This is a genomic window from Fictibacillus phosphorivorans (genome assembly GCF_023715845.1).
Classification (GTDB): domain Bacteria; phylum Bacillota; class Bacilli; order Bacillales; family Fictibacillaceae; genus Fictibacillus; species Fictibacillus phosphorivorans_D.
Map to the genome: position 1 here is coordinate 72,536 of NZ_JAMBOR010000010.1, position 24,012 is coordinate 96,547.

Here is a 24,012-nt window from a genome sequence, read left to right on the forward strand (position 1 = left end):
GAGGTGTCCCGTTTGCGCTTTGGAGTAATTGCAGATGATTTTACAGGCGGCAGCGACATCGCCTCTTTTTTTGTTAAGGGCGGTCTCAGCACCGTTTTATATACGGAGGTGCCTGATAGCGGCGCAGCGCCTGACGCTGAGGTATGTGTCATAGCCTTGAAAACCCGAACCCAGAATCGAAACGGTGCGGTCAGCGATTCCCTCGAGGCGATTCGCTGGCTTAAAGAACAGGGGGCAAAACAGTTTTATATTAAATACTGTTCAACCTTTGATTCTACCCCCGAGGGAAATATTGGTCCGATTTGTGATGCGGTTATGGAAGAGCTTAATGTGCCTTATACAATTCTATGTCCGGCCCTTCCGGTGAATGGCCGAACTGTCAGAAATGGGTGTTTATTTGTAAACGGGGTTCCATTGCATGAGAGCCCGATGAAGAATCATCCGCTGACGCCTATGCTGGATTGTGATCTCGCCCGCTTAATGGATCCGCAAAGTTCATTTCCCAGTGTGAAAATCCCGGCTGATGCAAGCGAAGAAGAAGTGAATGAACAACTGGTAAAACTGGAAAGGGAACATTCGCATTTCTATCTCATACCGGATTACGAGAAGGAAGAAGACGCGGAAAAGCTAGTTGAAGTGTTCGGGGGTCTCAGGCTCCTCACCGGCGGAAGCGGTCTTGCATATCCTTTGGCGAAAATGTATGAGGAACATGGAGAAGCCGGCAGATTTGGCCCTTCTCATTCCCATGCTATCCTTTTAGCAGGAAGCTGCAGTGAAGCGACCCGGAACCAGATTAAAGAATTCGAACAGTCAGGCGGCAGAACCTATTTCATGGACCCCCTTAAACTGCTTTCAGGTGAGGAATCGGTCGAAAGAATATGGGATATGATTTCACAGCACTCAGGAGAATCCATCCTGATCTACAGCAGCGAGACACCTGAGAAGGTGCGGGATATTCAGCAGCAAGGCAAGGAAGAAGTGGCAGAAAGGCTGGAAAAAGCAATGGCAGAATTAGCAGAACGCGCGGTTCAAGCCAGCTTTCACAGGATCATTGTGGCAGGCGGAGAAACAAGCGGGGCCGTGGGGAAAAGGCTTGGTTATAAGGGATATCATATCGGGGACAGTATTTCACCAGGCGTGCCCGTCATGATCCCGATTGAAGATCGGCGCATCCGTGTCGTATTTAAAAGCGGAAACTTCGGGAAATCCGATTTTTTCCTTCAAGCCTTATCGTTAACATAAGAGAGAAGGGGAATATATGGAGCAAACATTAGACACAAAGATCAAAGAGGCGATCTGGACCGCAAACAATCTCTTTAAACGCGGGAAAGCAACTGGAAGTGTCGCGAACCTGAGTTTCCTGCATGAAGGGAACATGTATGTAACTGCTACCGGGACATGTTTTGGAAACCTGAAGCCGGAGGAGTTTGCCGTCCTCGACATAGAAGGCGTCCGATTGAATGAAACAAAACCAAGCAAAGAATGGCCACTGCACTTGTCGGTCTACAAAGCAAAACCGGATGCCAGTGCCGTTTTGCATGTGCACAGTACGTATAGTGTACTTTGGAGCTGCCTTTCCGGGCTGAATGAATCGGACTGCATGCCCAATCATACTCCATACCTGAAAATGAAGCTGGGAACAGTCGGCCTCATTCCTTACGAAAAACCTGGCAGTCAAGAATTGTTCAATGCTTTCGATAAACGCGTCCATACAAGTGACGGATGGCTGCTTAGCCATCATGGGCCGGTAGTACCGGGAAAAGGAATCATGGAAGCATTTTATGCATTAGAAGAGTTGGAGGAGAGTGCGCATATTGCCTGGGAGCTTCGAAAGCTGGCTACGGGAGTGACTAGGTACGAGTGATGTAAGCCTCTTGTCCATCATGTTAGCTGCCCTTAGTGATGGATTTGCTTTTCATTTGATATCAACTTGAAATGCGTAAATGAAGTCAGTTTTTCAGGCAACCTGGATATGCGAAAATAATGATTATTTGAATTAGACGAGTTTTATCACACACTTGCTATATGTTCTGGTAAAGAGAGGAATTTGGTCATTGATTCAGCAGATGAATGCCCATTTAAATAGAATATGAATACTAAGTTTAGCTGCCAAGTATAACTTATTATTGAATATAAAGACTCTTTGTTTTTCCTCAGTCTAGTTTTAAAATTGTTAACGATGGCAACGATGAGGGTATGAGGAAGAAAAGGGTGAGCGAACGATGGATTGGAAAAACTGGCAGCAATACTTTACAGAAGAAAACGTACTCAAACTACTTGATCAATACAGGGACCTTGGTTTTTTACCAGGCATTCTATTACCTATGTTGGAATCGTTTATTCCAATCCTACCTTTATTCCTTTTTGTAGCAGGTAATGCAGCTGCATATGGATTTTGGTTAGGTTTTATCTACTCTTGGATAGGGGTCTGTTTAGGTTCTTCAATTGTCTTTTTGTTGGTTCGTAAATATGGTCAAAAACGGTTTTTGAACTTTCTAAACAGATATACGAGTACAACGCGTATGCTGAGTTGGATGGAACGTCACGGATTTGGGATGCTTTTCTTGATCTATTGTTTTCCATTTACCCCTTCAGCAATCGTAAATATTGTGGGAGGACTCTCACGGATTCATAAAAAAACGTTCTTTTTAGCCTTAGCACTTGGAAAACTAGTCATGATTGCCATCGTCTCATTCATCGGCTACGACTTTTTAGATGTTTTAAAAAGCCCGCTGAAGTTAGGATTGATTGTTTTTGGAATCTTTGTTTTATGGTTAGGCGGCAAAGTGGTAGAATCCCGATTAAAACAATCAGAACATCAGGCATGATTCATTGCTTGGTGTTTTTTTATGCGTATTTTTTAAAAACTAGTGCACTTTGAGCGAAAAAAGATGATCTTGAGCGAAACTAGAGCAAGTTTGAGCGCAGGGAGAGATTCTTGAGCGAAACTTGGCATTGTTGAGCGAAACTCAGAAATTCTGAGCGAACGTGTAACAAATATAAAAAGACGTACCGTAAAACATCTTTTCAAGACACAAAGCAAGCCGCACTTATGATTCACGCAGAACTTTTCCTCCGAATATAGTTTAAGAAAGGAAGGGAGAGGGCGGTTTGGTAGAGATTAAATCCGATAAACAAATAGAGAAGATGAAACGTGCCGGAGCGATCCTTGCTGAATGTCATAAAGCTTTGAGTAAAAAAATACAACCTGGTATTACTTCAGCAGAGCTTGATCAGTTTGTGGAAGACTTTCTTCACGAAAGAGGTGCAAAACCTGCACAAAAGGGGTATATGGGTTACCCTTTCGCAACGTGTGCATCCGTGAACAATGAGGTGTGCCATGGTCTTCCGAATCGTAAGCCATTAAAAAACGGAGATATTCTTACCGTCGATTTTGTTGTGGACCTGGATGGCTGGTTGGCTGATTCCGCATGGTCATATGGAGTCGGAACGATCACGCCAGAATCACAGCGGTTAATGAAAGCCACAAAAAAGGCCCTATATAAAGGAATTGAACAGGCACAGCCAGGTAACCGGCTAGGAGATATAGGATATGCGATCGAATCGTATGCTTATCAAAAAGGATATTCCATCGTGAGAGAATACATCGGTCATGGGATAGGCCGAAGAATACATGAAGAACCAGAAGTACATCATGTTGGCGAACGAAATTCAGGAATGAAATTAAAGGAAGGGATGGTGATCACGATCGAACCCATTTTCACTCAAGGGCTCCCATTTATAGCGATGGGTTCAGACGGCTGGACAGCATTAACGTTTGACGGAAGCCTGTCAGCTCAATATGAGCATACCGTAGCTATAACGAGAGAGGGACCGATTATTTTAACAGAACAAGCTTAAAAATGATTTAGCCGCATATTCTTTTAATAAGAAATGCGGCTATCTTTTGTTTCTATAATTATTTTTTAAAAGTTACTTGACATAAACAAGTTACTAGTTGTAATATACTAACATAAAGTAAGTAAAAATAAACGTCAGAAAGAGGGTATTATACAATGTTATCAGTAGGATTACTTATTATTCGTCTTGTTGTAGGTCTGTCTCTTGCAGCACATGGCATGCAAAAATTATTTGGCTGGTTCGGAGGCTATGGATTAAAAGGAACAGGAAGCTGGTTGGAATCCATTGGTATAAAGCCAGGTTATACTATGGCCTTAATCGCAGGTCTTGCAGAATTTGCAGGAGGATTGCTTTTCGCGGCAGGACTTTTTACAGAAATAGGAGCACTTTTGATCGCCGCCACTATGCTTGTTGCTATCCTAAAAGTTCACTTGCAGAACGGTTTTTGGGTAACTGCTAACGGATATGAATTCAATCTCGTTCTTATATCAGTAGTGGTAGGAGTCGCTTTAACGGGAGCGGGTACTTATTCACTGGATTATTTATGGCTGAAATAGGGAAATAGAATAAAAAATAGGGAGAAAACCATCTGTTTCAGGTGGTTTTTTCTTTATGAAAATCGTCATCCTATAAATAAGTTAAAAAAGCTTAAAAAGACTGTATTTCTTTCATAGTCATGTATAGAAAAATCACTTATAATGAATGAGTATTTTATAAGGAGGTGACGTTCCTTGTTTAAAGAGATGTCAGAAAACCAGATTTTATTGTATGTAATCAAAAACCTAAAAGAGCTTCGAAAAAAAGAATTTCAGCTGCTTATTGATGAACTTCACCCTTATGATATTGCAAATGTCTATAAGGATTTGCCGGAAAAACATAGGCATAAGTTCGTAACGTTCTTAACGACTAAACAGATTGCCTCATTGATTCAAGAACTTGAAAGTGATCTTCAGATGGAGATTCTGCATAAATTAGGCATCGAACGGTCATCTCATATCATGAACTTGATGGAAAATGATGATCTGGCGGATTTGCTTAGTAATCTGGATGTAAACGAAATTCAAGACTTTTTATCCTCCATGAAAGCAGACGAATCTAAATCGGTTCAGAGCTTGATGCAATATGACTCAGATACGGCCGGCGGAATCATGACGAATCGTTTTGTTTGGATTCCAAAAGTCTATACGGTTCGAGATGCCGTTGAGAAGCTCAAAACCTTTGCTGGATTTGCTGAGAACATCTATTATCTTTATGTAATTGATGAAGAAAAAAAGCTGGTTGGTGTTGTTTCTTACAGAGACCTGCTTCTTGCTGAAATGGATGAAAAGATCGAAGACATCATGTATAACAGGGTCATAGCTGTACCAGCAGAAATGGACCAGGAAGAAGTTGCACGTACGATTGAACGATATGACTTCATTGCCGTTCCCGTTATTGACGATCAGGAGAGGCTGATCGGGATTGTTACCGTCGATGATGTTCTTGATGTCTTAATTGAAGAAGCAAATGAAGATATCGAAAAGCTATCAGCGACCGGTAAATCAATTGACTTTCAGACTAGTGCGATTGTAGCTTCTTATCGCCGTCTGCCTTGGCTGATCCTGCTGCTCTTTATTGGTATTTTATCTGGAAGTATCATCAGCACATTTGAAGGGACCATCGAAAAAGCGGTTGCCTTGACCTATTTTATGCCGATGATTGCAGGTATGACCGGAAATACAGGTACCCAATCCCTTGCCGTTGTTGTTCGTGGATTAGTCTCACACGATATTGACCGAGCAACGATCATGAAGCTGATCATGCGTGAGTTTGGTGTAGGACTTATTATCGGAATTACATGCGGAGTTCTCATTGCAATTGTCGCTTTCTTATGGAAAGGCAACCTCATTTTAGGGCTTGTTGTAGGAAGTTCTCTATTCTTCACCTTAATTATCGGAACGCTTGCTGGGACATTGATTCCTTTATTGTTGTATCGCTTAAAAGTAGACCCAGCTGTTGCATCAGGGCCTTTGATTACAACACTGAATGATATTTTCTCATTATTTGTCTATTTTGGAACAGCCACTATGTTTTTATCAAAACTCTTATAAAATAGTGAAAAGATACCGAAATTGGTCAGCGGCGCAAGCCTTTCGATCAATTTCGGTATTTTTTACATTTCAGCACATTTTTTAATGAAAATGTTTGCTGAATAGCTATGTTATAATAAATTAACTGAATTTTTTTAAAAAGAAGGTGGGGAGAATGGGTTTTAAACGGGAGGCAGCAGCAAGTAAATATGTTAGCGCTATCATTTTATTCGGGATAACGATTTGGATCTATAGTGCTTTTTCGATCACGACTACACCTGATTTCTTCATTTTCTCTACGTTACTCCTGTTTCTTTTTATTACAGAGAATTTTCCGATTCCTATATGGAAGGGACTAAGTGCATTAAGTTTTCCTTTATTTTATACCATTGAACTTTTGTATGGCTTGGGAATTACGATTATTGTACTTGGAGGAATGGTGTGTCTTGTTCATGCATTGAATAAGCGTCCTTTCCGTATCGTTCTTTTTAATCCAGCACAGCTCATGCTCAGTTTTTTTGGAGCTGTTCATATTGCAGATTTCCTTCTTTTTTCCGTCAAAACGTGGTTGAGTCCTTTTGGATACGCAGAGATAAGAATGATTCTCGTGGCGGGTTTGTTCTATATTTTAAATAACCTGATCGTTGACACACTTTTGATTATTCGGCCGCAATCCTATCCTCTGAAAATGTGGAAAACCAAAACCATCTCAGAGAGCCTTGTTACCCTTTTATCAATCGCATATATGACGTTAATGTTCTTATTAGGGAGCCAAAACCGCGGTGTCGTTGATGTATTTTCCTATATCTTTTTCTTTTCACCGCTTGTGGCACTCGCGCTTATCTCATCTTTTATCGCGAGACTGAATCAGGAGAGGAACCGGCTGAAGGCTTTATATAAGATAAGTACAACTCTAAACGCGCATCTTCCGTCTAAAGACTGGCTGCAAGAGGCGGAGCTCCCCTTTTTAGAGTTTCTAGGGACGGATGCAGTACTGCTGTTCCTGTATGACGGAAACTCGTGGAAACAAGCTTATCAAAATGGCATGCTTTCGTCTGACGAGGGAATTTACAGCGAATTTTTTGATCAGTTGGAATCAAAACCTTCTATGCATGTTTGTAATAAAAAAAATGAAAACAATAAATGGGGATTCACGTTTTTTCCGGAGTCTATAAAATCTGTCATGATTGCACCGCTAAAGACGGAAGAAGAGATATTGGGAGTACTGCTTACTGGCAGAACAAGAACGCATGCCTTTTCGGCTGTTGATACACAATCTATGTCGACTTTGGCCAATCAATTGACAGTTGCTTGGAAAACAAAACTGTTGATTTCTGAACGGGAAAAAAGGATTTTATTAGAAGAACGTAATCGTATAGCCCGAGAAATACATGATGGGATCGCCCAAACATTGGCGGGATCTGTAATGCAGCTTGAATCCGCACAGCGTGTTTTTACTAAAAAGCCTGAAAGAACAAAACAACTAGTAGCGGTAAGTACAGAGAAACTGAGGGGAAGTTTGAAAGAATTACGAGAATCCATCTATGCATTAAGACCCTATCTCACTGAAAGGATCGGGCTTCATCAAGCGATTAAAGCGAAGATTCAATCGGTTGAAGAAGAAGGGCATACCATTCAAATTCATTTTCAAGTGCGTGGAACACCATGCAGATTGAGCCAGATGGTCGAAAAAGTAATCTTTGATATTTTCCAAGAAAGTCTTCAAAACGTCTTGAAACATGCAAAGGCTGCCAAGGTGACGATCATCCTGAGTTATTCATCCGATCAAGTTACCTTTCGAATAAAAGATGACGGCGTTGGGTTCTCTCTTTATGAGTCCATGATTAAAGCTCGCCAAGAACCACATTACGGCATTTTAAACATGAATGAACAGTCTGATACTTTGGGAGCTTCTCTTCATATTGATTCTGCCAAAGGAAAAGGAACGGAAATTAAACTTCAAATCCCTCATTTAGAAACAAAGGAGGCTAACATTCCATGATCTCTATATTAATCGTAGATGACCATGCTATTTTGAGAGACGGATTAAAAAATATCTTATCTTTTGAAGAGGATATAGAAGTTATTGGTGAAGCGATCTCGGGTGAAGAAGCATTAAAATTAACGGAAGAATTATCGCCAGACGTAATCATTATGGACATCAACTTACCGGGGATGAATGGCGTCGAAACAACTGCCGTGATTAAACAAAGAAATCCTGATGCACGCATACTCGTATTAACGATGTACACGCATGATGAATATTTAATGTCTGCGTTAAAAGCAGGAGCAGATGGGTATTTATTGAAAGATGCTCCTTCTGAACATGTTGTGGATGCTATAAAAGCTGCGTATCGGGGTGAGTCAATGATCACACCGCGTATGACAAAAAAACTTGTAAATATCCATCTGCAGCAAACCCAAGTTAAAAAAGATGACTCGAATTTAACGGAGAGAGAACACGAAGTGCTTGTTGGTCTAGTAGAAGGGCTTAGTAACAAGGAGATTGCGGACAAGCTCTTCATCAGTGATAAAACCGTAAAGATTCATGTCAGTAAAATCTATAAAAAACTAGAAGTTAAGAGCCGTTCCCAAGCTGTCATCTATGCCGTTCAAAACCATCTCGTCTCCATGTAGACCAGTCCATCGACTGGTTTATTTTTTTATGGAAAAAATTGTTGCTTTTTCCTTTAAGGACGTTAAAATAAATAGAAACATATGGAAGGGGCACAGATACATGATAATTAAAGCAGATCAGACGTTGCATGAGAAAATAATGAATTATTTGAGTGATGAACCCGCTCTTAATCTATTTATTATTGGAGATATAGAGAATTTTGGCTATGAAACTGATTTTCAGGATATCTGGGTAGACCAGGACGAAGCAGGAGAATTACAAGGGGTTCTGCTCCGCTACATGGGGAACTATTTGCCTTATTCAAAAGGAGCCATTCATGCCGAAGGGTTTTCAGAGATTATTAGTAAAGACAAAAACTATGAGATGCTCTCAGGAAAAAAAGAGATCACGGAACAGTTCCGTCCATATGTTACGTTTAATCGAACAAAAGAAATGTATTTTGCTGAGTTAAAAGATGACAGTCTGTTAAATAAAAACAGAAGCCGAGAGGGAATCCAGCAAGCAACTATTCAAGATGTGGATTCCTTACTAGAACTGAAGAAACAGATCAAAGAATTTACGATTCGAGAGACTGCTAGACATAGTTTGGAACAGGCGCTGAAAACAAAAACGGGGCGGACCTATTTTATGAAGGATGAGAATATCATTGTTTCTTGCGCTTCAACCACTGCAGAAAATTCGTTATCCGCTATGATCGTTGGGGTATGTTCACATCCTGAAAAAAGAAACCAGGGACTTGCGACCGCTTGTATGGAAGCAGTTTGTCAGGATGTACTTTCAGAAGGAAAGACACTTTGTCTTTTCTACGATAATCCAAAAGCAGGTTCTATCTATAAAAGGCTTGGATTTAAAGATATCGGGATATGGAGTATGAATTTTCCTGTTCATATGACTGTTCCAGAGAACAATCCGACTCAGGAATCATTTGTTAAATAAAAAGACGGCAGATTTTCTGCCGTCTTTACTTTATGCCGATTGATCTTTTAATTCTGCTTTACTTTCGTTAGATGTTCTTAGCGGTATCTCTTTTAAGAAGAATAGCGTTAACAGCCATGCGGTCCCGATTACGAGCGCTCCTGTCAGGAAAACACCATTTAAAGCATAGCTTAATGATTCACGCAGTATTTCCATAACTTCTTTTAGGAAAACTACAGACTCTGGAGGCAAGTTGCTGAACTTTGCCATCACTGCTTCTTGATTCAATAATACTTGAGGATTCGCCAGTTCCTTAATTTGTTCACTCATCTGAGGAGTGACATCTGGGGTAGAAGCGATTAGTTTTTGAGATTGTTCATTAAAATGATCTGCCAGTTTATTGTTCATGACACTGCCCATGATCGAAACACCGATTGTTCCACCTAACTGACGGAAAAGCTGTACCGAAGAAGTGGAGACCCCTAAATATTTATGGTCAACCGCATTTTGAACGGTTAATGTAAAGATGGGGAACGTTACGCCAAGGCCTGTTCCAACAAGAATCATATTTAGTGTAGCGGTCATATTCGTCGTTTCCGTGTCCATGAAATGCATGCTTGTCATCCCGCTAGCCATGATAAACAATCCTAAGAGTGCCAGTTTCTTGTACTTTCCAGTCTTTGTTATAATCTGACCGCTGATTGTACTTCCTGCCACCATCGCAAGTGTCAATGGCATCATAACAAATCCGGACCTTGTTGCTGATGTGCCCATAACGCCTTGAATAAAGAACGGCATATACATGATGGAACCAAACATACCTGCTCCTAAAAATAACCCGATAATGTTTGAGATGGTAAAAACTTTATTTTTAAACATACCAAGAGGAAGTACGGGACTCTTAACACGTTTTTCAGTACGGATAAATAAAAAGAACGCAACGATTGTGACACCAAACAGTCCTAGGATCTCTGGTGATAGCCATTCATATTGACTTCCAGCCCATGTGAACGAGAGCAGGAGGGGTACGACGGTTATCGTTAAAAGCAGTGACCCGGTATAATCAATCGATTCTTTTTCTTTTCTTTGCACAGATGGAAAGAGAAAATAAATAGCGGCAAAAGCTACTAAACCGAACGGAAGGAAAATCCAGAAGACCCAGTGCCAATGAAAATGATCCACGATATAGCCGCCAAGAGTTGGGCCAAAGACACTCGCCAACCCAAAAACACTGCTCATGATCCCTTGCCATTTTCCTCGTTCACGTGGAGAAAATAGATCCCCAACAGCTGTAAAAGCTGTAGACATGATCATTCCTCCGCCAAAACCTTGGATTCCTCGGTAAAGAATAAGTTCAAGGATGCTGTTTGAAATACCGCAAAGCAATGAACCAACAGTGAAAACACCGATACCTATAAGGATAAAAGGTTTTCTGCCGTATATATCGGATAGCTTTCCTACTAAAATGGCAGTAATACTGGATGTTAACATGAAAATCGTAAATACCCAGCTATAATATTCAATGCCGCCAAGATCAGCAATGATTTTCGGAAGCGAAGTTCCTACGATCGTTTGATTTAAAGCTGCAAAGAGCATGGCAGCCATAATAGAAATCATGATGATAATTTTCCGCTTTAATTCAAGATGCTCCATAAGCTGTTTCCTCCTATTTATCATGCGAATAATTAATAAAGTGAAGTATCTGCAAAAAGCAAAACTGCCTCACTAATCAAGCAGTTTTGTAGAAGCAGCTATCAGAAGTTTCATTTCTTCTTCTGTTAAATGAATAAACTTTTTAGCTAAATATTCGTTTTTAATTTCATCCATCTCATTTGCAATCTTTTTGCCGTCTTCTGTAATCTCCAGATATACAATTCTACGGTCAGAATCTGAACGTACCCGTTGAATGTAGTTCTTTCCAACGAGTCGATCCGTAACGGCAGTGATATGGCTGGATGAAACTTTTAATTCATTAGCGATCTCTGAGGCCATTAAAGGACTGTTCTTATAAAGGGTCTGTAGAACTGCAAATTCATTGCTGGGAATATAATCAGAATAAAGCTCATTCAATCCTTTTCTAAGTGTCCGAAAAAGTTTGCGTAAACTCATTTCCAAATTGCGTTCCAATTGATTTCTTGATGGGGACTGTTCGTTTTTATCCATATAAACACCCTTGCTTTTTGTTTCTTCTCTTAGTATATGATAATTTATATTTAATAAGAAAGAAAGTAAAAGGGTAAAGAAAGGGATAAGGGGAATACAAGATGAAGAATTCAACATTGTTTTTTGTGCTTCTTGGTTTTGGTTTTTTAGTAGGAATCGCTTATTGGGTCTGGGCCATCACCACTCAATCGCCACCCGGTGGAATGTAATAAAAACTCTATTCGAGCCGTTATGGCTCTTTTTTTATGCAAAAAAACAATTATATATAGAAAGCTATCCACATTTGGAGGTGTCTATTTTGAAGGAGAAATACCCCATCACCAACCAGTATATTAAAAAGGAACTGAAGCAGCGTCCAGGAGGAAACAGAACCCCTCGTTATACAGTCGCCCACGATACGGGGAACCCTAATTCAACAGCCCGGCAGAATTTTAATTATTTCAACAGCAGACAACTAGAAGCTTCCGCTCATGTTTTTATTGACGATAAAGAAATCCTCGTTCTTATTCCATTACATGAGAAAGCGTGGCATGTTCGGGCGAATGTTTCCGATGCGAATGATTGGGCGATTGGTGTGGAACTTTGTTACGGTTCTTCCATTCATTTTTCTGAAGCATACAGCCGCTATGTTTGGTTCTTTGCGTACTTATGTGAAAAATTCAATTGGGATCCACATACCCACATCAAAGGACACTTTCAACTAGATCCAGAGAGAAGAACAGACCCGCTGAACTGTTTTTATCAATATGATAAAACCTTTCCTTTCTTTTTAGACGACGTTCAATACGAACTAAAAAAAATGCGGGTGAATCATGCAGTTTTCAAGGATTCAGCAATTTCACCAGAAAGCCTTTTTAAAGTCCAGATTGGAGCGTTCTCATCACGGGAAAACGCACAGAAGCTTGCAGAAAAAGCGAAAGCGGCTGGTTTTACTGTTTATATCGAACATAGCTAGAGGTTCTGCTGTTCTATTTTATTGTTCCACCCTGCTCATAACAAAATAATGAGGCAGAACTTCTTAAAAAGTAGTTTAATGTAGATATAAGAATGGTATAGAGATAAGTGGTATTCAATCATTTTTATTTTCTATAGGGGGACTATGGTTAAGATGGAACATCAATTACGCGAATTGGGGCAAAAAATTCTGGCACATAAATATGAACTTGCCAGAAAGATTGATGAAGTTAGGAAGGAATATGGCGAAACCGTAACGAAGCCTAGTGAACAAATTTTGCAGATTCGTGGAGATTTATTTCGTTACTTTGGAGAAGCACTCTATCAAAAAATAGAGGAAGTTGAACCTCATTTTATAGCATGGGGAAAAAGAAGCGGCGAACTTGCCGTTCAATACGAGGTTCCGTTAGACGCTGCCTTAAAGAGCACCCGATTCTTTAGGGTTGTCTTGTGGGATTTCATCCGGAATGAGATTCATAATGAAAGTTTTTCAGTTGAAACTGTGCTAAAAGCAGCTTCGATTATTGATCCTCTATTGGATGAAACCGTTCATGCTTTTAGTGTTGCTTATGTTGAAAACAACAACAGAGTGCTTGGACTAGCTCGTGAGGCGATTGAGGAATTATCTGTTCCTGTTGTCAGATTAACAAGAACAGTTGCAGTACTGCCTCTGGTTGGTACCATCGATACACACCGTTCAAAGTTAATCATGGAAACATCTCTTCAGAAATGTACCGAATTGCAAGTTGAACATTTGTTCATCGACTTGTCAGGCGTACCAGTCATTGACACAATGGTGGCTCATAACCTTTTTAAAGTTATCAATTCACTTCAGCTGTTGGGAGTTCAGGTTACATTAAGCGGAATGCGTCCAGAATTAGCACAAACCGTTGTATCTTTAGGAATCAGTTTTAAAGGAATCTCCATTGCGGGGAATCTTTATCAGGAGCTTGAAACAATGGGAATCGCTCAACAAACCATTTAATAAGAAAAATACCTGCCATTTTAAGGGCAGGTATTTTTTTCTTGTATAAAAAGAACATTTGTTCGCATATAATAAAAATAAAAAGGAGGTTTTTTTAATGACGAACATGTTGTTAAGATGCATCCAAGAGAGGAGTGCCATCGAAATGATCTATTTATCTGAAAAAGGTGAGATCAGCCATCGATTGATTCGGCCATATTCCTTTGATGGTAAATTGATAACAGCCTATTGCGCAGTACGAAAACAAATAAGAACATTTGAGCTTAAAAACATTTTATCTGCACAATTCAGGTTCTTGCCTTCGTAGAATGGGGGGATAGGGGTGCAATATGGAAATGAAGAGGAACGTTCACTAATTGAAAAATTTGTGATGTACCCGATAATGCTCACCTTATTTGATAGAGATTTAAAAGTGGTGAATCGTTCGCCATTTAAATTAAAACGGCCGTATATTGCCTTGTTGGAACAAATCATGAATCAAGTAAGCAAAGACCTTCACGATGTCCGCATTGAACTTAGAAAAAGAAAAATTAAAGTGATGGATGGGCGAAGGGATCATGATATTACGGAATATGAAATATTTATCAGAGGATATCGCGAAATTATGCGGTTTCCAAATGTCCACTTAAAAAATAAAGCAGAAACCCTCATGCTTTCATATCTTAAAGTAGCATCAAAGTAATCAATAGTCCTTTTGTTTGCCTTTTAACACTAGAGGTATACAATGGACATATTGATTATTGAAGAATATCCAGAAATTGAGGAAGCACATGGAACGATTTATCCGACTAGCGCAACAATTGAATAAAGAGATTATGATCGAAAGCCGCAACCCACTTGATCCTGTATGTCCTGTAAATATTCCATATCCCTGGAAGCTGCTCGGATGCGGCAATTACGCCGCTGTCTTTGGCCATCCAGACTACCCTTCTTATGTTGTGAAGATTTATGGCAGAGATGAACATGGTCTGCTTGAAGAGAAGAAGGTTTATGAACGGTTAGGTGAACATCCAGGCTATTCGGTTTGCTACTATACGGAAAAAAGATTCTTAATTTTAAAGAGAATACAAGGAATCACGCTTTATGATTGTGTTCATAAAGGAATCAGAATCCCTGAAAGTGTTATCCGGGATGTTGATGATGCGCTGGATTACGCTAAAAAAAGAGGGTTATTTCCTAATGATGTACACGGGAAAAATGTGATGATTTCCAAAGGAAAAGGCATTATTGTTGATGTTTCTGACTTTTATAAGAAGATACCTTGCCGAAAGTGGAAGGACTTAAGAAAGGCTTATTTCAAGATTTATAAGCCTATATTTTATCGTTTTCCCATTCCGGTTCCTCATTTTGTTTTGAATGCTATCAGAATTGGGTATAGATATTACAGTAAGGCAAAAATATCCAAAAATAAGGGTAATAAATAATAGTTAAAAAGTCCTAATAAATACATTGGCACATTTTACCTTCATAAGATATAATATCTATAAACGAATAGAAAACCTTTGTTTAAAGGCAAACCAGTTGAAAAATTGGGACGCAAAGCTATGGGCCTAAAGTATGAATAACATACAATGGCAGCCGGTTGCCAAAGGGGAACGGATTTATTGATGTTTTAAAGGTGAAAGGATCTATACTTAGGGACAGAATGAGGTCACGAAAACAATGCACCTGGTACTATGGTGTCATTTGTATTTTTCATGTAACTCTGCTTGTTACTGATGTTTAGCCCGATACTTATTAAAGATTATAGCCATTTCCCTTTATTTAAGGGTAATGGCTTTTTGTATGCAAATTTTTGAGATTTGAGGGGTTGCCATAATGGAAAACTTCCAACTAGAATTACGCACACTTAAAAAAAGTTTGTTTAAGAGCTTCATGAAGTCCATTCCAAACATGATACATACACATAAAGATTACTTAAGCCAGTTTGATAGCTTCCATTCATTCATGAACGATTTTGTTGAGCAATACGAAAAAATATTAGAGAAATTTTTGCGAGGAATCGTACATGCAGTATTTTTACCAGAGGAACGTTTTCAGCATTTCTTGAATCAAGCGGAACAGAAAGCATTCCGTTCAGGTATTCATTTCTTAAGACATCAAAGAATTCCTCATCAAGCATTAGCTTGTTTCTCTTCAAGCATAAGAGAATCCGTTCTGCAAGAAATGAAGAGTGTGATCGCTTCTGATTCCCTGCAGGTACAGCTGTTTATGCTAGACCGCTGGAATACGGTTGCACACCGTGCCATCACAGGTTTCTTGAGCGGGTTTTCATCTCAACAATTTAAAGATTTAAAAGAGATCAGCATCCGGGACCCGCTTACAAATCTATACAATCGCCGTTACTTCTACGATTGTCTTGAAAACGAGATGAACAAAGCTCAAAAACAAGAGCTCCCAATAACACTCGTTATGTTTGACATCAATAATTTCAAACATATTAACGACGAATACGGTCATCATGCCGGGGATGAGCTCTTACAGCAGATCGCAGAATTATCAAAGCGTTTAAAGCTTCTATCTGGTTTCCGGTTTGGCGGTGATGAATTTGTCTTCTTGCTGCCAGGTTTAAAAGAAGATGCTGCCTACGAACTTGTCGAAAAGATGGAGAACCAGCTGATGGCTTGGAACAAATCCATTTCATTAGCATACGGAGCAATCGAACTGCTAGGCGATGCATGCGAAAATATAGACTATTACCTGCAGCTAGCAGATGAACGGATGTACAGCAATAAAAGAGAAATCAAAGCCTAACTAACAGTGAATGGGGTCAAGTGGTTCGAATAAACTCCAGTAAAAGCATCCATGGAAATAATAAAAAACAGCTCATCATACGGCTGTTTTCTTTTTTTTGTAAAGAACTACTATCAAGAGGATATTTTCTTAAAAATGGTTGTCGTTATTTGATCTCCTATTCAAGTTGATTGAAGCGTAAGATGCGAGACTCCTATGGGACGCATGGTCAGGCGGAGACTCCTAAAGGCATGAAGTGGCAGGAGGGTCCGCACGCCCCACACACACCATGGAAAGCGAGCGGTCAGGAGCGGAAATCAATAGCCCTCGCTAAAATGATACCCTATAAATCCCAGCGTGATTTCGCTAGTTTTGAGCATACTAGCCTTTGCCCTGTTAGGAGATTATGAGATAATAAAAACAGAATTTATGTTCGGAACAGGGGATGGAAAATATGAGTTTGCAATTTATTCTGGGACGACCCGGCAGCGGAAAGTCCCACTCTATCTTTCAAGATATACGTAACAAACTTGCAGAAGAACCAACGGGGAATCCGATTATCTACTTAGTGCCCGATCAGATGACTTTTCAATCTGAGTATAAGCTTGCAACAACTCCCGGATTAAACGGAATGATCCGTGCGCAAGTTTATAGCTTTTCACGCCTCTCTTGGCGCGTTCTTGGAGAAACAGGCGGGATGACAAGAATGCACATCACGAGTACGGGGATCAGAATGATGCTCCGGAAAATCATTGAAAGCAAAAAAGAAGAATTGAAAATCTTTAAGAAAGCTTCTGAACAGAGCGGTTTCTATGAATTGCTTGAACTTATGACGACAGAGCTAAAGAGATATTGCTTAACTTCAGAAGACCTTTCCTGGAATGCAGAAACGCTGCTTTCACTTGGTCAGAAAGAAAACAATCAAAAAGTGCTCAAAGACAAGCTGGATGACTTAAGTATCATTTCCGGAGCGCTTGAAAAAGCTCTTGCCGGAAAATATATAGATTCAGAAGATTATTTGCAGCTCCTTCAGGAAAAACTGCCTTATTCAGATCTGATAAAGGACGCTGAGATTTACATAGATGGCTTTCATTCCTTTACACCGCAAGAACTTGAAGCGACTGCTGGGCTTATGGCACATGCGAAGAAAGTGACGGTTGCCCTGACTTCAGAGGAATCGTATCAACCAGACTCTGATCCGCATGAATTAGATCTCTTTTATATGACAAAGAAGACCGCACAAGTTCTTATACAAAAAGCAAAAGAGATGAACGTGGAGATCGAAGAGCCAATCGTGCTGTCTCATACGCCAAAATTTACGTCACCCGCGATTGCCCATATCGAAAAACAGTATGATGCAAGACCTGCGATCAGCTATTCGAACCCTGAGGGGATCCACTTAGCAGCAGGGGTCAATCTAAGAGCGGAAGTGGAAGGAGCAGCAAGAAGAATTATTGAACTTGTCCGTGATGAAGGATACAGATACCGGGATATCGCAATAACGGTAAGGAATGCCAGCAGTTATCAGCCTTTAATTGAGACGATATTTTCAGATTATGGCATACCTGTCTTTCTGGACCAAAAAAAATCCATGCTTCATCATCCGCTTATCGAACTGATCCGTTCTTCCCTGGACGTTGTTTTAAAGAATTGGCGGTATGAAGCTGTTTTTCGTGCTGTTAAAACAGACATGCTCTATCCGCTTGATGAGATGAGAAAAACAACTTCTGAAATAAGAAAATGTATGGACGAACTGGAAAACTATGTACTGGCACTCGGTATTCAAGGGGGCAAGTGGACTGATTCAAAACCTTGGAAGTATAAGAGATTCAGAGGCTTTGAAGCGGATGATTTCGGAAAAACAAGCAAGGATGACGAAAAAGAAAAGCTGATCAATGACTTAAGAGATATGATCGTGTCTCCTCTTAAGAGACTCTCAAGAGATCTAGCAAAGAGTGAGACCGTAGCCGATTTGTGTACATCTCTTTATAAATATTTAGAAGACCTCTCTATTCCTATGAAACTTGAACGTCTAAGGCTTCACGCTGAATCTGAGGGAAGACTTCGAGCTGCAAGTGAACATGGGCAAGTATGGAATGCAGTGCTTGGACTTCTAGATGAAATGGTAGAGCTGACCGGAGACGAGAAGCTCTCCAAAGAGACATGGATGCAGATGCTGGAGACGGGTCTCGAAAGTATGAAGTTTGCTCTAGTTCCGCCATCACTAGACCAGGTGCTTGCTGGAACATTAGAGCGCTCCCGCTTCACGGATGTGAAAGTAAACTTTCTATTAGGAGTTAACGATGGGATCATCCCGCAAAAACCAAAAGATGATGGACTGTTATCGGAAGACGAAAGAGAGACGCTCGAAAGAAACGGTGTCATGCTGGCACCTTCTGCACGGAGAAAGCTATTAGATGAACAATTTATGATCTATCTGGCATTGACAAACGGTAGTGACCGTCTGTTCGTATCTTATGCACTTGCTGATGAAGAGGGAAAAACGTTGCAGCCATCCATGGTGATTCAAAGGTTGAGAGATCTATTTCCTAATCTAAAAGAGCACCTTTATCAAAATGAACCTGGTATGGAAGATGATCTATCTTTTGTTCAGCATCCTGTGAAAAGTGTGTCCTATTTAAGTGCACAACTGCGCGAATGGAAAAAGGGATATCCAATTTCACCTGTTTGGTGGGATGTCTATAATTGGATCATCACAGATGATCAATATGAACACTACGCAAAAAAGGCGATATCGAGTTTGTTTTTCTTTAATCGTGAAGCACCGTTAAGTCCTTCTGTATCAAAAGAGCTCTATGGAGAAAGCATCTTGACGAGTATTTCACGTATGGAACTGTTTCAGTCTTGTCCGTTTTCACAGTTTATGTCATATGGCTTGAAACTGAAAGAACGTCAGATGTACAAGCTGGAAGCTCCTGATATCGGGCAGCTGTTCCATGCCGCGTTGAAACAAATGAATGATGCATTGCAGCAGAGAAGAGTTCAGTGGAGCGATCTTTCAAAGGGAGACTGCTACCGATTGGCCGGAGATATCGTTGATCTCTTGGCGCCTCAGCTTCAGCATGAGATCCTGCTGAGTTCGAACCGCCATCTTTATATCAAGAAAAAGCTGAAAGAAGTGGTAGGCAAGGCATCGCATATTTTAAGTGAACATGCAAAGGCAAGCGGATTTACTCCGGCAGGCCTTGAGCTGGCATTCGGCACAGGAGGACCGCTGCCGCCATTGGTGTATCAACTGCCGAACGGAACGACGATGGAAGTAATCGGGCGTATCGATAGAGTAGATACTGCTGCAAGTTCTAAAGGACTCTTAATGCGGGTGATCGACTATAAATCGAGTTCGACAGGTTTGAACCTTGCTGAACTGTATCATGGTATTGCATTGCAGATGCTCACGTATCTAGATGTTGCTGTTGCTCATTCTGAGAAATGGCTGGGACAAGAAGCCATTCCTGCAGGGGTGCTCTATTTCCATGTTCATAATCCTCTTTTAAATCAAAAGAAGCTATTAACTGCCGAAGAAATTGAAAAAGAAGTACTGAAGAAGTTTAAGATGAAGGGTCTTGTCTTGGCGGAGGAAGAAGCGGTGCAATTAATGGACAGCACGATGGATAAACGTTCTGATATTATTCCAGTGGCACTTACGAATAAAGGATTTCATAAGTCTCACTCTTCCGTTGCATCTGCTTCTCATTTTGAAACGATGAGACATTACGCACGAAAAATGGCGGTCCACTCTGGAACAGGTATTACAGACGGAGTGATCGATATATCGCCTTATGAGATGAAAAAGAAGGTGCCTTGCACGTTCTGTTCGTATAAACCAGTCTGTCAGTTTGATCAGACACTTGAAGAGAATCAATACCGTCAGCTGAGACCAGAAAAAGATGAAATTATTTTAGAAAAAATGCAAGAGGAAGGAGGCAGCCTCGTTTGAAAACGTTGATTCCCAAACCAGAAGGATCCACATGGACGGATGAACAATGGCAAGCCATCCAGGCGCGTGGTGAGAATATACTCGTAGCAGCAGCGGCAGGTTCAGGAAAAACAGCCGTACTCGTTGAAAGAATTATTACGATGATAAAAGAGAAGTCTGCGGATGTAGATCGATTGCTTATCGTAACCTTTACAAATGCGGCCGCCGCAGAAATGCGCAAGCGTATCGGAGAAGCGATCGATAAGGAACTGACCAAACATCCTTCTTCTCTGCATCTTAGAAGACAATTGAATTTATTGAACAAAGCTTCTATCTCGACACTCCACTCCTTTTGTATCGAGGTCTTAAGGAAGTATTATTATGAAACCGATCTAGATCCAGGGTTTAGAGTAGCTGAAGAAACGGAAGCAGAACTTATCCGTCAGGAAGTGATCGAAGAGCTTTTTGAGGAAGAGTACAGCAAAGGAGAAGACCATACGTTTTATCAGGTGGTGGACGCCTATAGTTCAGACCGAAATGATATGGATCTTCAGAAGCTTATTCTCTCCCTTTATGATTTTGCGAGAAGCCATCCAGATCCTGAAAGCTGGCTTGATGAAATGGCTGATGCTTACGAGATCAATGCTTCGTCGATTGATGATCTTCCATGGACCAAAGAACTTCTTGCTGATATTTCTCTTCAGTTGGACGGACTGCAAGCGATGGCTATTCGAGCACGAGATCTCGCGGAAACTCCGGGAGGGCCCCTTCCGTATGCTGGGACATTGGAAGAAGATCTAGAATTTTTACAAATGCTGAATCGTGTAAAAGACAACTGGAGTCAACTATACGAAGTTTTCCAAACGTATGAACCGCCAAAGCTTAAGGCAGTGCGAGGAAAAGAGATTGATGAAGATTTAAAGAACAAAGTAAAAGCAATGAGAGACACCATAAAAAAGAAAACGGTGAGTTTAAAGGAAGAATACTTTGAACGCCATCCTGATTCGTATGTTGCACATATTGAAGAGATGGCACCGATTGTAAGAGAGCTCTCATTACTTGTAAAAGAGTTCGGCCGCAGATATTCAGTGGCTAAGCGGGAAAAATCACTCGTTGATTTTGGGGATCTTGAGCATTATTGTCTGCAAGTGTTAAAAGGCGAAGGTTCAACAATGGACAATCCGGTTCCATCCGATGCAGCATCTGAATACCGCGACCGCTTTGTTGAAGTTTTAGTAGATGAATACCAAGACACGAACTTTGTTCAAGAATCTATTGTTCGGCTCGTTTCAAAAGACGCCGGAAACATGTTCATGGTTGGAGATGTAAAGCAGTCGATCTACAGATTCAGGCTTGCTGAACCTCTTCTCTTTTTATCGAAGTATAAAGAGTTCACAAAAGAAGGCGGCAACGGACTTCGAATCGACCTTGCTAAGAACTTTAGAAGCCGAAACGGAGTGCTGCAGGCTACTAACTATTTGTTTAGACAGATCATGAACGAAACAGTCGGAGAGATCGAATACAGTGAAGATGCTGAGCTTAAATTAGGTGCTGACTATTATCCAGAGCAGCCTGGCAACGAACCGGAACTTATTTTGATTAATAAAAGTCAACCCGTTATCGATGAAGAAGGTCTTGAGAGCGGAGAAATGGAGAAGTCAGATCTTGAGACTGTACAACTCGAAGCGCGTGTAATAGCTGAAAGAATTAAAGAGATCGTGGGAACAACAGGGAATTCTCCTCATCTTGTTCTTGATAAGAAAACGAAGATGATGCGTCCTGCAAAATATAAGGATATCGTCCTGCTTTTTAGAGCGACTTCTCAGTGGGCACCTGTTATTCTTGAAGAATTTAAACAGCAGGGAATTCCTGCGCATGCAGAACTTTCAACCGGATATTTTGATGCGACCGAGATCCATGTGATGATGTCGCTTCTAAAAGTAATCGATAATCCACTTCAGGATATCCCGCTTGCAGCGGTTCTAAGGTCTCCGATCGTCGGACTTTCTGGAGAAGAGCTAGCCATCGTCCGGCTCATTCAAAAAAAGGATAACTACCTGGGAGCAGTCGAGCTTTATAGTGAAGAAGGGGAGAATCAAGAGATCAAAGAGAAACTCTCTCTATTCTTAAAACAGCTTGAATCTTGGCGTCATCAGGCTCGTCAAGGATCATTGGCTGATCTGATCTGGGATATTTATAGAGAAACGGGTTACTTTGATTATGTGGGCGGTCTTGCTGGAGGTAAACAAAGACAAGCAAACTTAAGAGCCTTATATGACCGTGCAAAAATGTATGAAAGCACTTCTTTTCGCGGGCTGTTTCGTTTTCTTCGTTTTATTGAGAGGATGCAGGAACGCGGCAAAGATCTTGGAGCAGCAAGAGCACTCGGTGAACAGGAAGATGTCGTGCGCATCATGACCATCCATAAAAGTAAAGGTCTTGAATTCCCAATCGTTTTTGTCGGGGGTTTGAACAAGCAGTTCAACACGAGAGACTTAAAAGAAAAAGTATTGCTTCATAAAGAGCTCGGTCTTGGTACGCAATATATTAATCCGGTTTATCGTGTAACCTATCCTACACTACCTCGTTTAGCCATCATCGGAAGAAAAAAGATGGAGCTGATCGCAGAAGAAATGCGGGTTCTTTATGTGGCGCTGACTCGCGCAAAAGAAAAATTGTATTTGGTCGGTACTGTGAATGACATAGAAAAATCTGCTGAAAGCTGGAGTGATTCTCTTTTTGAAGAGAACTGGCTGCTGCCAGACCATGAACGAGCAGGAGTAAAGAGTTACCTGGATTGGATTGGACGTGCGGTAATTCGGCATAAAAATGCAGGTCCTCTATTATCTGTACTTGGTACGGCTGAACGAGGAAGAGGAGAAGTTTTCATAGATGAAACAGATTGGAAGATTACGATTCTTCCAGCGAGTGAATATGAAGAACTAGAAACAACAAAAGAGCAGGAACAAGAAGAGCTGTTGTTAAAACTGAAGCAATCTGAACCGGTTGCTATCACAAGTGTTGACAATGAGGAAGTTAGCCGAAGACTTTCCTGGCAGTATCAGCATATGTCTTCAACAGCAACGCGCTCGAAGCAATCTGTTACAGAACTGAAAAAGCAGTTTCAGACAACAGACGAATACAGCAGCACAGATCTAGTAAAAGCAGCACAGCCTATGATCCATGAACGGCCAAGATTCATGCAGGAGTCTCAACTAAGTGCTGCTGAAGCGGGTACTGCGATGCATATGGTCATGCAACATGTAGATTTTAAGAGTTCCGAAACGCTTAATGATCTGGAAGAACAGGTAACTAGGATGGAATCAAGAGAGCTTCTAACCTCTGAACAGGCCCGTTATATCCAGTTTGAGCAAATCAAAGAATTCATCGATGGTCCACTTGGACAGAGAATCAGAGAAAGCGAGAATGTAAAGCGGGAAATTCCGTTCAGTATGGCACTCCCCCTTTCTGAGACGAGAACAAGTGATGAGGAAGAGGCGCATGTTCTTGTTCAAGGTGTAATCGACTGTTTAATTGAAGATGAAGATGGATTTGTCCTGATCGATTATAAAACAGATAAAATACACAACCGATTTACAAAGGGCTTTTCAGGAGCAAGAGAAACGCTCTTGAACAGATATGAAATGCAGTTAACGTTATACGCAAAAGCAATAGAAAGAATTTTAAAGAAACCGGTAAAAGAAAGCTATCTCTACTTCTTTGACGGTGGACATATTCTGCAGGTTAAATAGGGGGG

19 protein-coding genes and 1 riboswitch are annotated in these 24,012 nt (G+C 40.7%); of the genes, 17 read left to right on the top strand and 2 right to left on the bottom strand.

All coding sequences use genetic code 11. The features are described 5' to 3' along the window. The first annotated feature begins 12 nt into the window (after window positions 1-12). From otnK to M3206_RS09585, 9 genes are all read left to right on the top strand, one after another. Window positions 13-1,242: a 3-oxo-tetronate kinase gene (otnK, locus tag M3206_RS09545; protein WP_251312290.1), complete on the top strand. Its 1,230-nt coding sequence runs from the start codon at window positions 13-15 to the stop codon at window positions 1,240-1,242. A 16-nt stretch (window positions 1,243-1,258) separates the two neighbouring features. Next, the gene (locus tag M3206_RS09550) at window positions 1,259-1,864 is read left to right on the top strand and encodes a class II aldolase/adducin family protein (protein WP_251312291.1); all 606 of its coding nucleotides are present in this window, start codon (window positions 1,259-1,261) and stop codon (window positions 1,862-1,864) included. Between the two features lie 358 nt (window positions 1,865-2,222). Beyond that, window positions 2,223-2,828 carry a TVP38/TMEM64 family protein gene (locus M3206_RS09555; RefSeq protein ID WP_251312292.1) on the top strand — a complete coding sequence of 202 codons (606 nt, stop codon included), beginning with the start codon at window positions 2,223-2,225 and terminating at the stop codon, window positions 2,826-2,828. Between the two features lie 283 nt (window positions 2,829-3,111). Continuing rightward, the gene (map, locus tag M3206_RS09560; RefSeq protein WP_251312293.1) at window positions 3,112-3,861 is read left to right on the top strand and encodes a type I methionyl aminopeptidase; all 750 of its coding nucleotides are present in this window, start codon (window positions 3,112-3,114) and stop codon (window positions 3,859-3,861) included. A 155-nt stretch (window positions 3,862-4,016) separates the two neighbouring features. Then, window positions 4,017-4,418, top strand: coding sequence for a DoxX family protein (locus tag M3206_RS09565; RefSeq protein ID WP_251312294.1), 402 nt, complete (start codon window positions 4,017-4,019; stop codon window positions 4,416-4,418). A gap of 174 nt (window positions 4,419-4,592) precedes the next feature. Then, window positions 4,593-5,951, top strand: a complete 1,359-nt coding sequence (mgtE, locus tag M3206_RS09570; protein ID WP_251312295.1) for a magnesium transporter — start codon at window positions 4,593-4,595, stop codon at window positions 5,949-5,951. Between the two features lie 154 nt (window positions 5,952-6,105). After that, entirely contained in the window at window positions 6,106-7,932 is a 1,827-nt protein-coding gene (locus tag M3206_RS09575; protein WP_251312296.1) for a GAF domain-containing sensor histidine kinase, read from the top strand. Beyond that, window positions 7,929-8,567 carry a response regulator gene (locus M3206_RS09580; RefSeq protein WP_251312297.1) on the top strand — a complete coding sequence of 213 codons (639 nt, stop codon included), beginning with the start codon at window positions 7,929-7,931 and terminating at the stop codon, window positions 8,565-8,567. Before M3206_RS09575 ends, M3206_RS09580 begins: the two co-directional genes overlap by 4 nt. A 100-nt stretch (window positions 8,568-8,667) precedes the next feature. Further along, window positions 8,668-9,504, top strand: a complete 837-nt coding sequence (locus M3206_RS09585) for a GNAT family N-acetyltransferase (protein ID WP_251312298.1) — start codon at window positions 8,668-8,670, stop codon at window positions 9,502-9,504. Between the two features lie 30 nt (window positions 9,505-9,534). On the opposite strand, the gene M3206_RS09590 is transcribed toward M3206_RS09585, so the two are convergent. Then, entirely contained in the window at window positions 9,535-11,136 is a 1,602-nt protein-coding gene (locus M3206_RS09590) for an MDR family MFS transporter (protein WP_251312299.1), read from the bottom strand. A 72-nt stretch (window positions 11,137-11,208) separates the two neighbouring features. Beyond that, window positions 11,209-11,646: a MarR family winged helix-turn-helix transcriptional regulator gene (locus tag M3206_RS09595; RefSeq protein ID WP_251312300.1), complete on the bottom strand. Its 438-nt coding sequence runs from the start codon at window positions 11,644-11,646 to the stop codon at window positions 11,209-11,211. A gap of 298 nt (window positions 11,647-11,944) precedes the next feature. Between M3206_RS09595 and M3206_RS09600 the strand changes: the two genes are divergently transcribed. The 8 genes from M3206_RS09600 to addA all read left to right on the top strand — a co-directional run bounded on the left by M3206_RS09600 (window position 11,945) and on the right by addA (window position 24,007). Further along, entirely contained in the window at window positions 11,945-12,601 is a 657-nt protein-coding gene (locus M3206_RS09600; protein ID WP_251312301.1) for an N-acetylmuramoyl-L-alanine amidase, read from the top strand. A 153-nt stretch (window positions 12,602-12,754) separates the two neighbouring features. After that, on the top strand, window positions 12,755-13,585 hold the full coding sequence (locus M3206_RS09605; RefSeq protein ID WP_251312302.1) for an STAS domain-containing protein: 831 nt from the start codon (window positions 12,755-12,757) through the stop codon (window positions 13,583-13,585). A gap of 97 nt (window positions 13,586-13,682) precedes the next feature. Further along, window positions 13,683-13,892, top strand: a complete 210-nt coding sequence (locus M3206_RS09610; RefSeq protein WP_251312303.1) for a hypothetical protein — start codon at window positions 13,683-13,685, stop codon at window positions 13,890-13,892. Window positions 13,893-13,907: 15 nt separating this feature from the next. Further along, entirely contained in the window at window positions 13,908-14,267 is a 360-nt protein-coding gene (locus M3206_RS09615; RefSeq protein ID WP_251312304.1) for a hypothetical protein, read from the top strand. 88 nt (window positions 14,268-14,355) lie between these two features. Next, complete coding sequence (locus M3206_RS09620) at window positions 14,356-15,009, top strand: serine/threonine protein kinase (protein ID WP_251312305.1); 654 nt, start codon at window positions 14,356-14,358, stop codon at window positions 15,007-15,009. A 77-nt stretch (window positions 15,010-15,086) separates the two neighbouring features. After that, window positions 15,087-15,175: riboswitch (cyclic di-GMP riboswitch) on the top strand. A 228-nt stretch (window positions 15,176-15,403) separates the two neighbouring features. Then, entirely contained in the window at window positions 15,404-16,339 is a 936-nt protein-coding gene (locus M3206_RS09625; RefSeq protein WP_251312306.1) for a GGDEF domain-containing protein, read from the top strand. Window positions 16,340-16,772: 433 nt separating this feature from the next. Further along, window positions 16,773-20,276, top strand: coding sequence for a helicase-exonuclease AddAB subunit AddB (gene addB / locus M3206_RS09630; RefSeq protein WP_251312307.1), 3,504 nt, complete (start codon window positions 16,773-16,775; stop codon window positions 20,274-20,276). Further along, complete coding sequence (addA, locus tag M3206_RS09635; protein ID WP_251312308.1) at window positions 20,273-24,007, top strand: helicase-exonuclease AddAB subunit AddA; 3,735 nt, start codon at window positions 20,273-20,275, stop codon at window positions 24,005-24,007. Before addB ends, addA begins: the two co-directional genes overlap by 4 nt. The last annotated feature ends 5 nt before the right edge of the window (window positions 24,008-24,012 follow it).

Coding starts and splice junctions, on each gene's coding strand:
- M3206_RS09550 (WP_251312291.1), top strand. CDS start 1,259: ATGGAGCAAACATTAGACACAAAGATCAAAGAGGCGATCTGGACCGCA.
- M3206_RS09555 (WP_251312292.1), top strand. CDS start 2,223: ATGGATTGGAAAAACTGGCAGCAATACTTTACAGAAGAAAACGTACTC.
- M3206_RS09565 (WP_251312294.1), top strand. CDS start 4,017: ATGTTATCAGTAGGATTACTTATTATTCGTCTTGTTGTAGGTCTGTCT.
- M3206_RS09575 (WP_251312296.1), top strand. CDS start 6,106: ATGGGTTTTAAACGGGAGGCAGCAGCAAGTAAATATGTTAGCGCTATC.
- M3206_RS09580 (WP_251312297.1), top strand. CDS start 7,929: ATGATCTCTATATTAATCGTAGATGACCATGCTATTTTGAGAGACGGA.
- M3206_RS09585 (WP_251312298.1), top strand. CDS start 8,668: ATGATAATTAAAGCAGATCAGACGTTGCATGAGAAAATAATGAATTAT.
- M3206_RS09590 (WP_251312299.1), bottom strand. CDS start 11,136: ATGGAGCATCTTGAATTAAAGCGGAAAATTATCATCATGATTTCTATT.
- M3206_RS09595 (WP_251312300.1), bottom strand. CDS start 11,646: ATGGATAAAAACGAACAGTCCCCATCAAGAAATCAATTGGAACGCAAT.
- M3206_RS09605 (WP_251312302.1), top strand. CDS start 12,755: ATGGAACATCAATTACGCGAATTGGGGCAAAAAATTCTGGCACATAAA.
- M3206_RS09610 (WP_251312303.1), top strand. CDS start 13,683: ATGACGAACATGTTGTTAAGATGCATCCAAGAGAGGAGTGCCATCGAA.
- M3206_RS09620 (WP_251312305.1), top strand. CDS start 14,356: ATGGAACGATTTATCCGACTAGCGCAACAATTGAATAAAGAGATTATG.
- M3206_RS09625 (WP_251312306.1), top strand. CDS start 15,404: ATGGAAAACTTCCAACTAGAATTACGCACACTTAAAAAAAGTTTGTTT.
- addB (WP_251312307.1), top strand. CDS start 16,773: ATGAGTTTGCAATTTATTCTGGGACGACCCGGCAGCGGAAAGTCCCAC.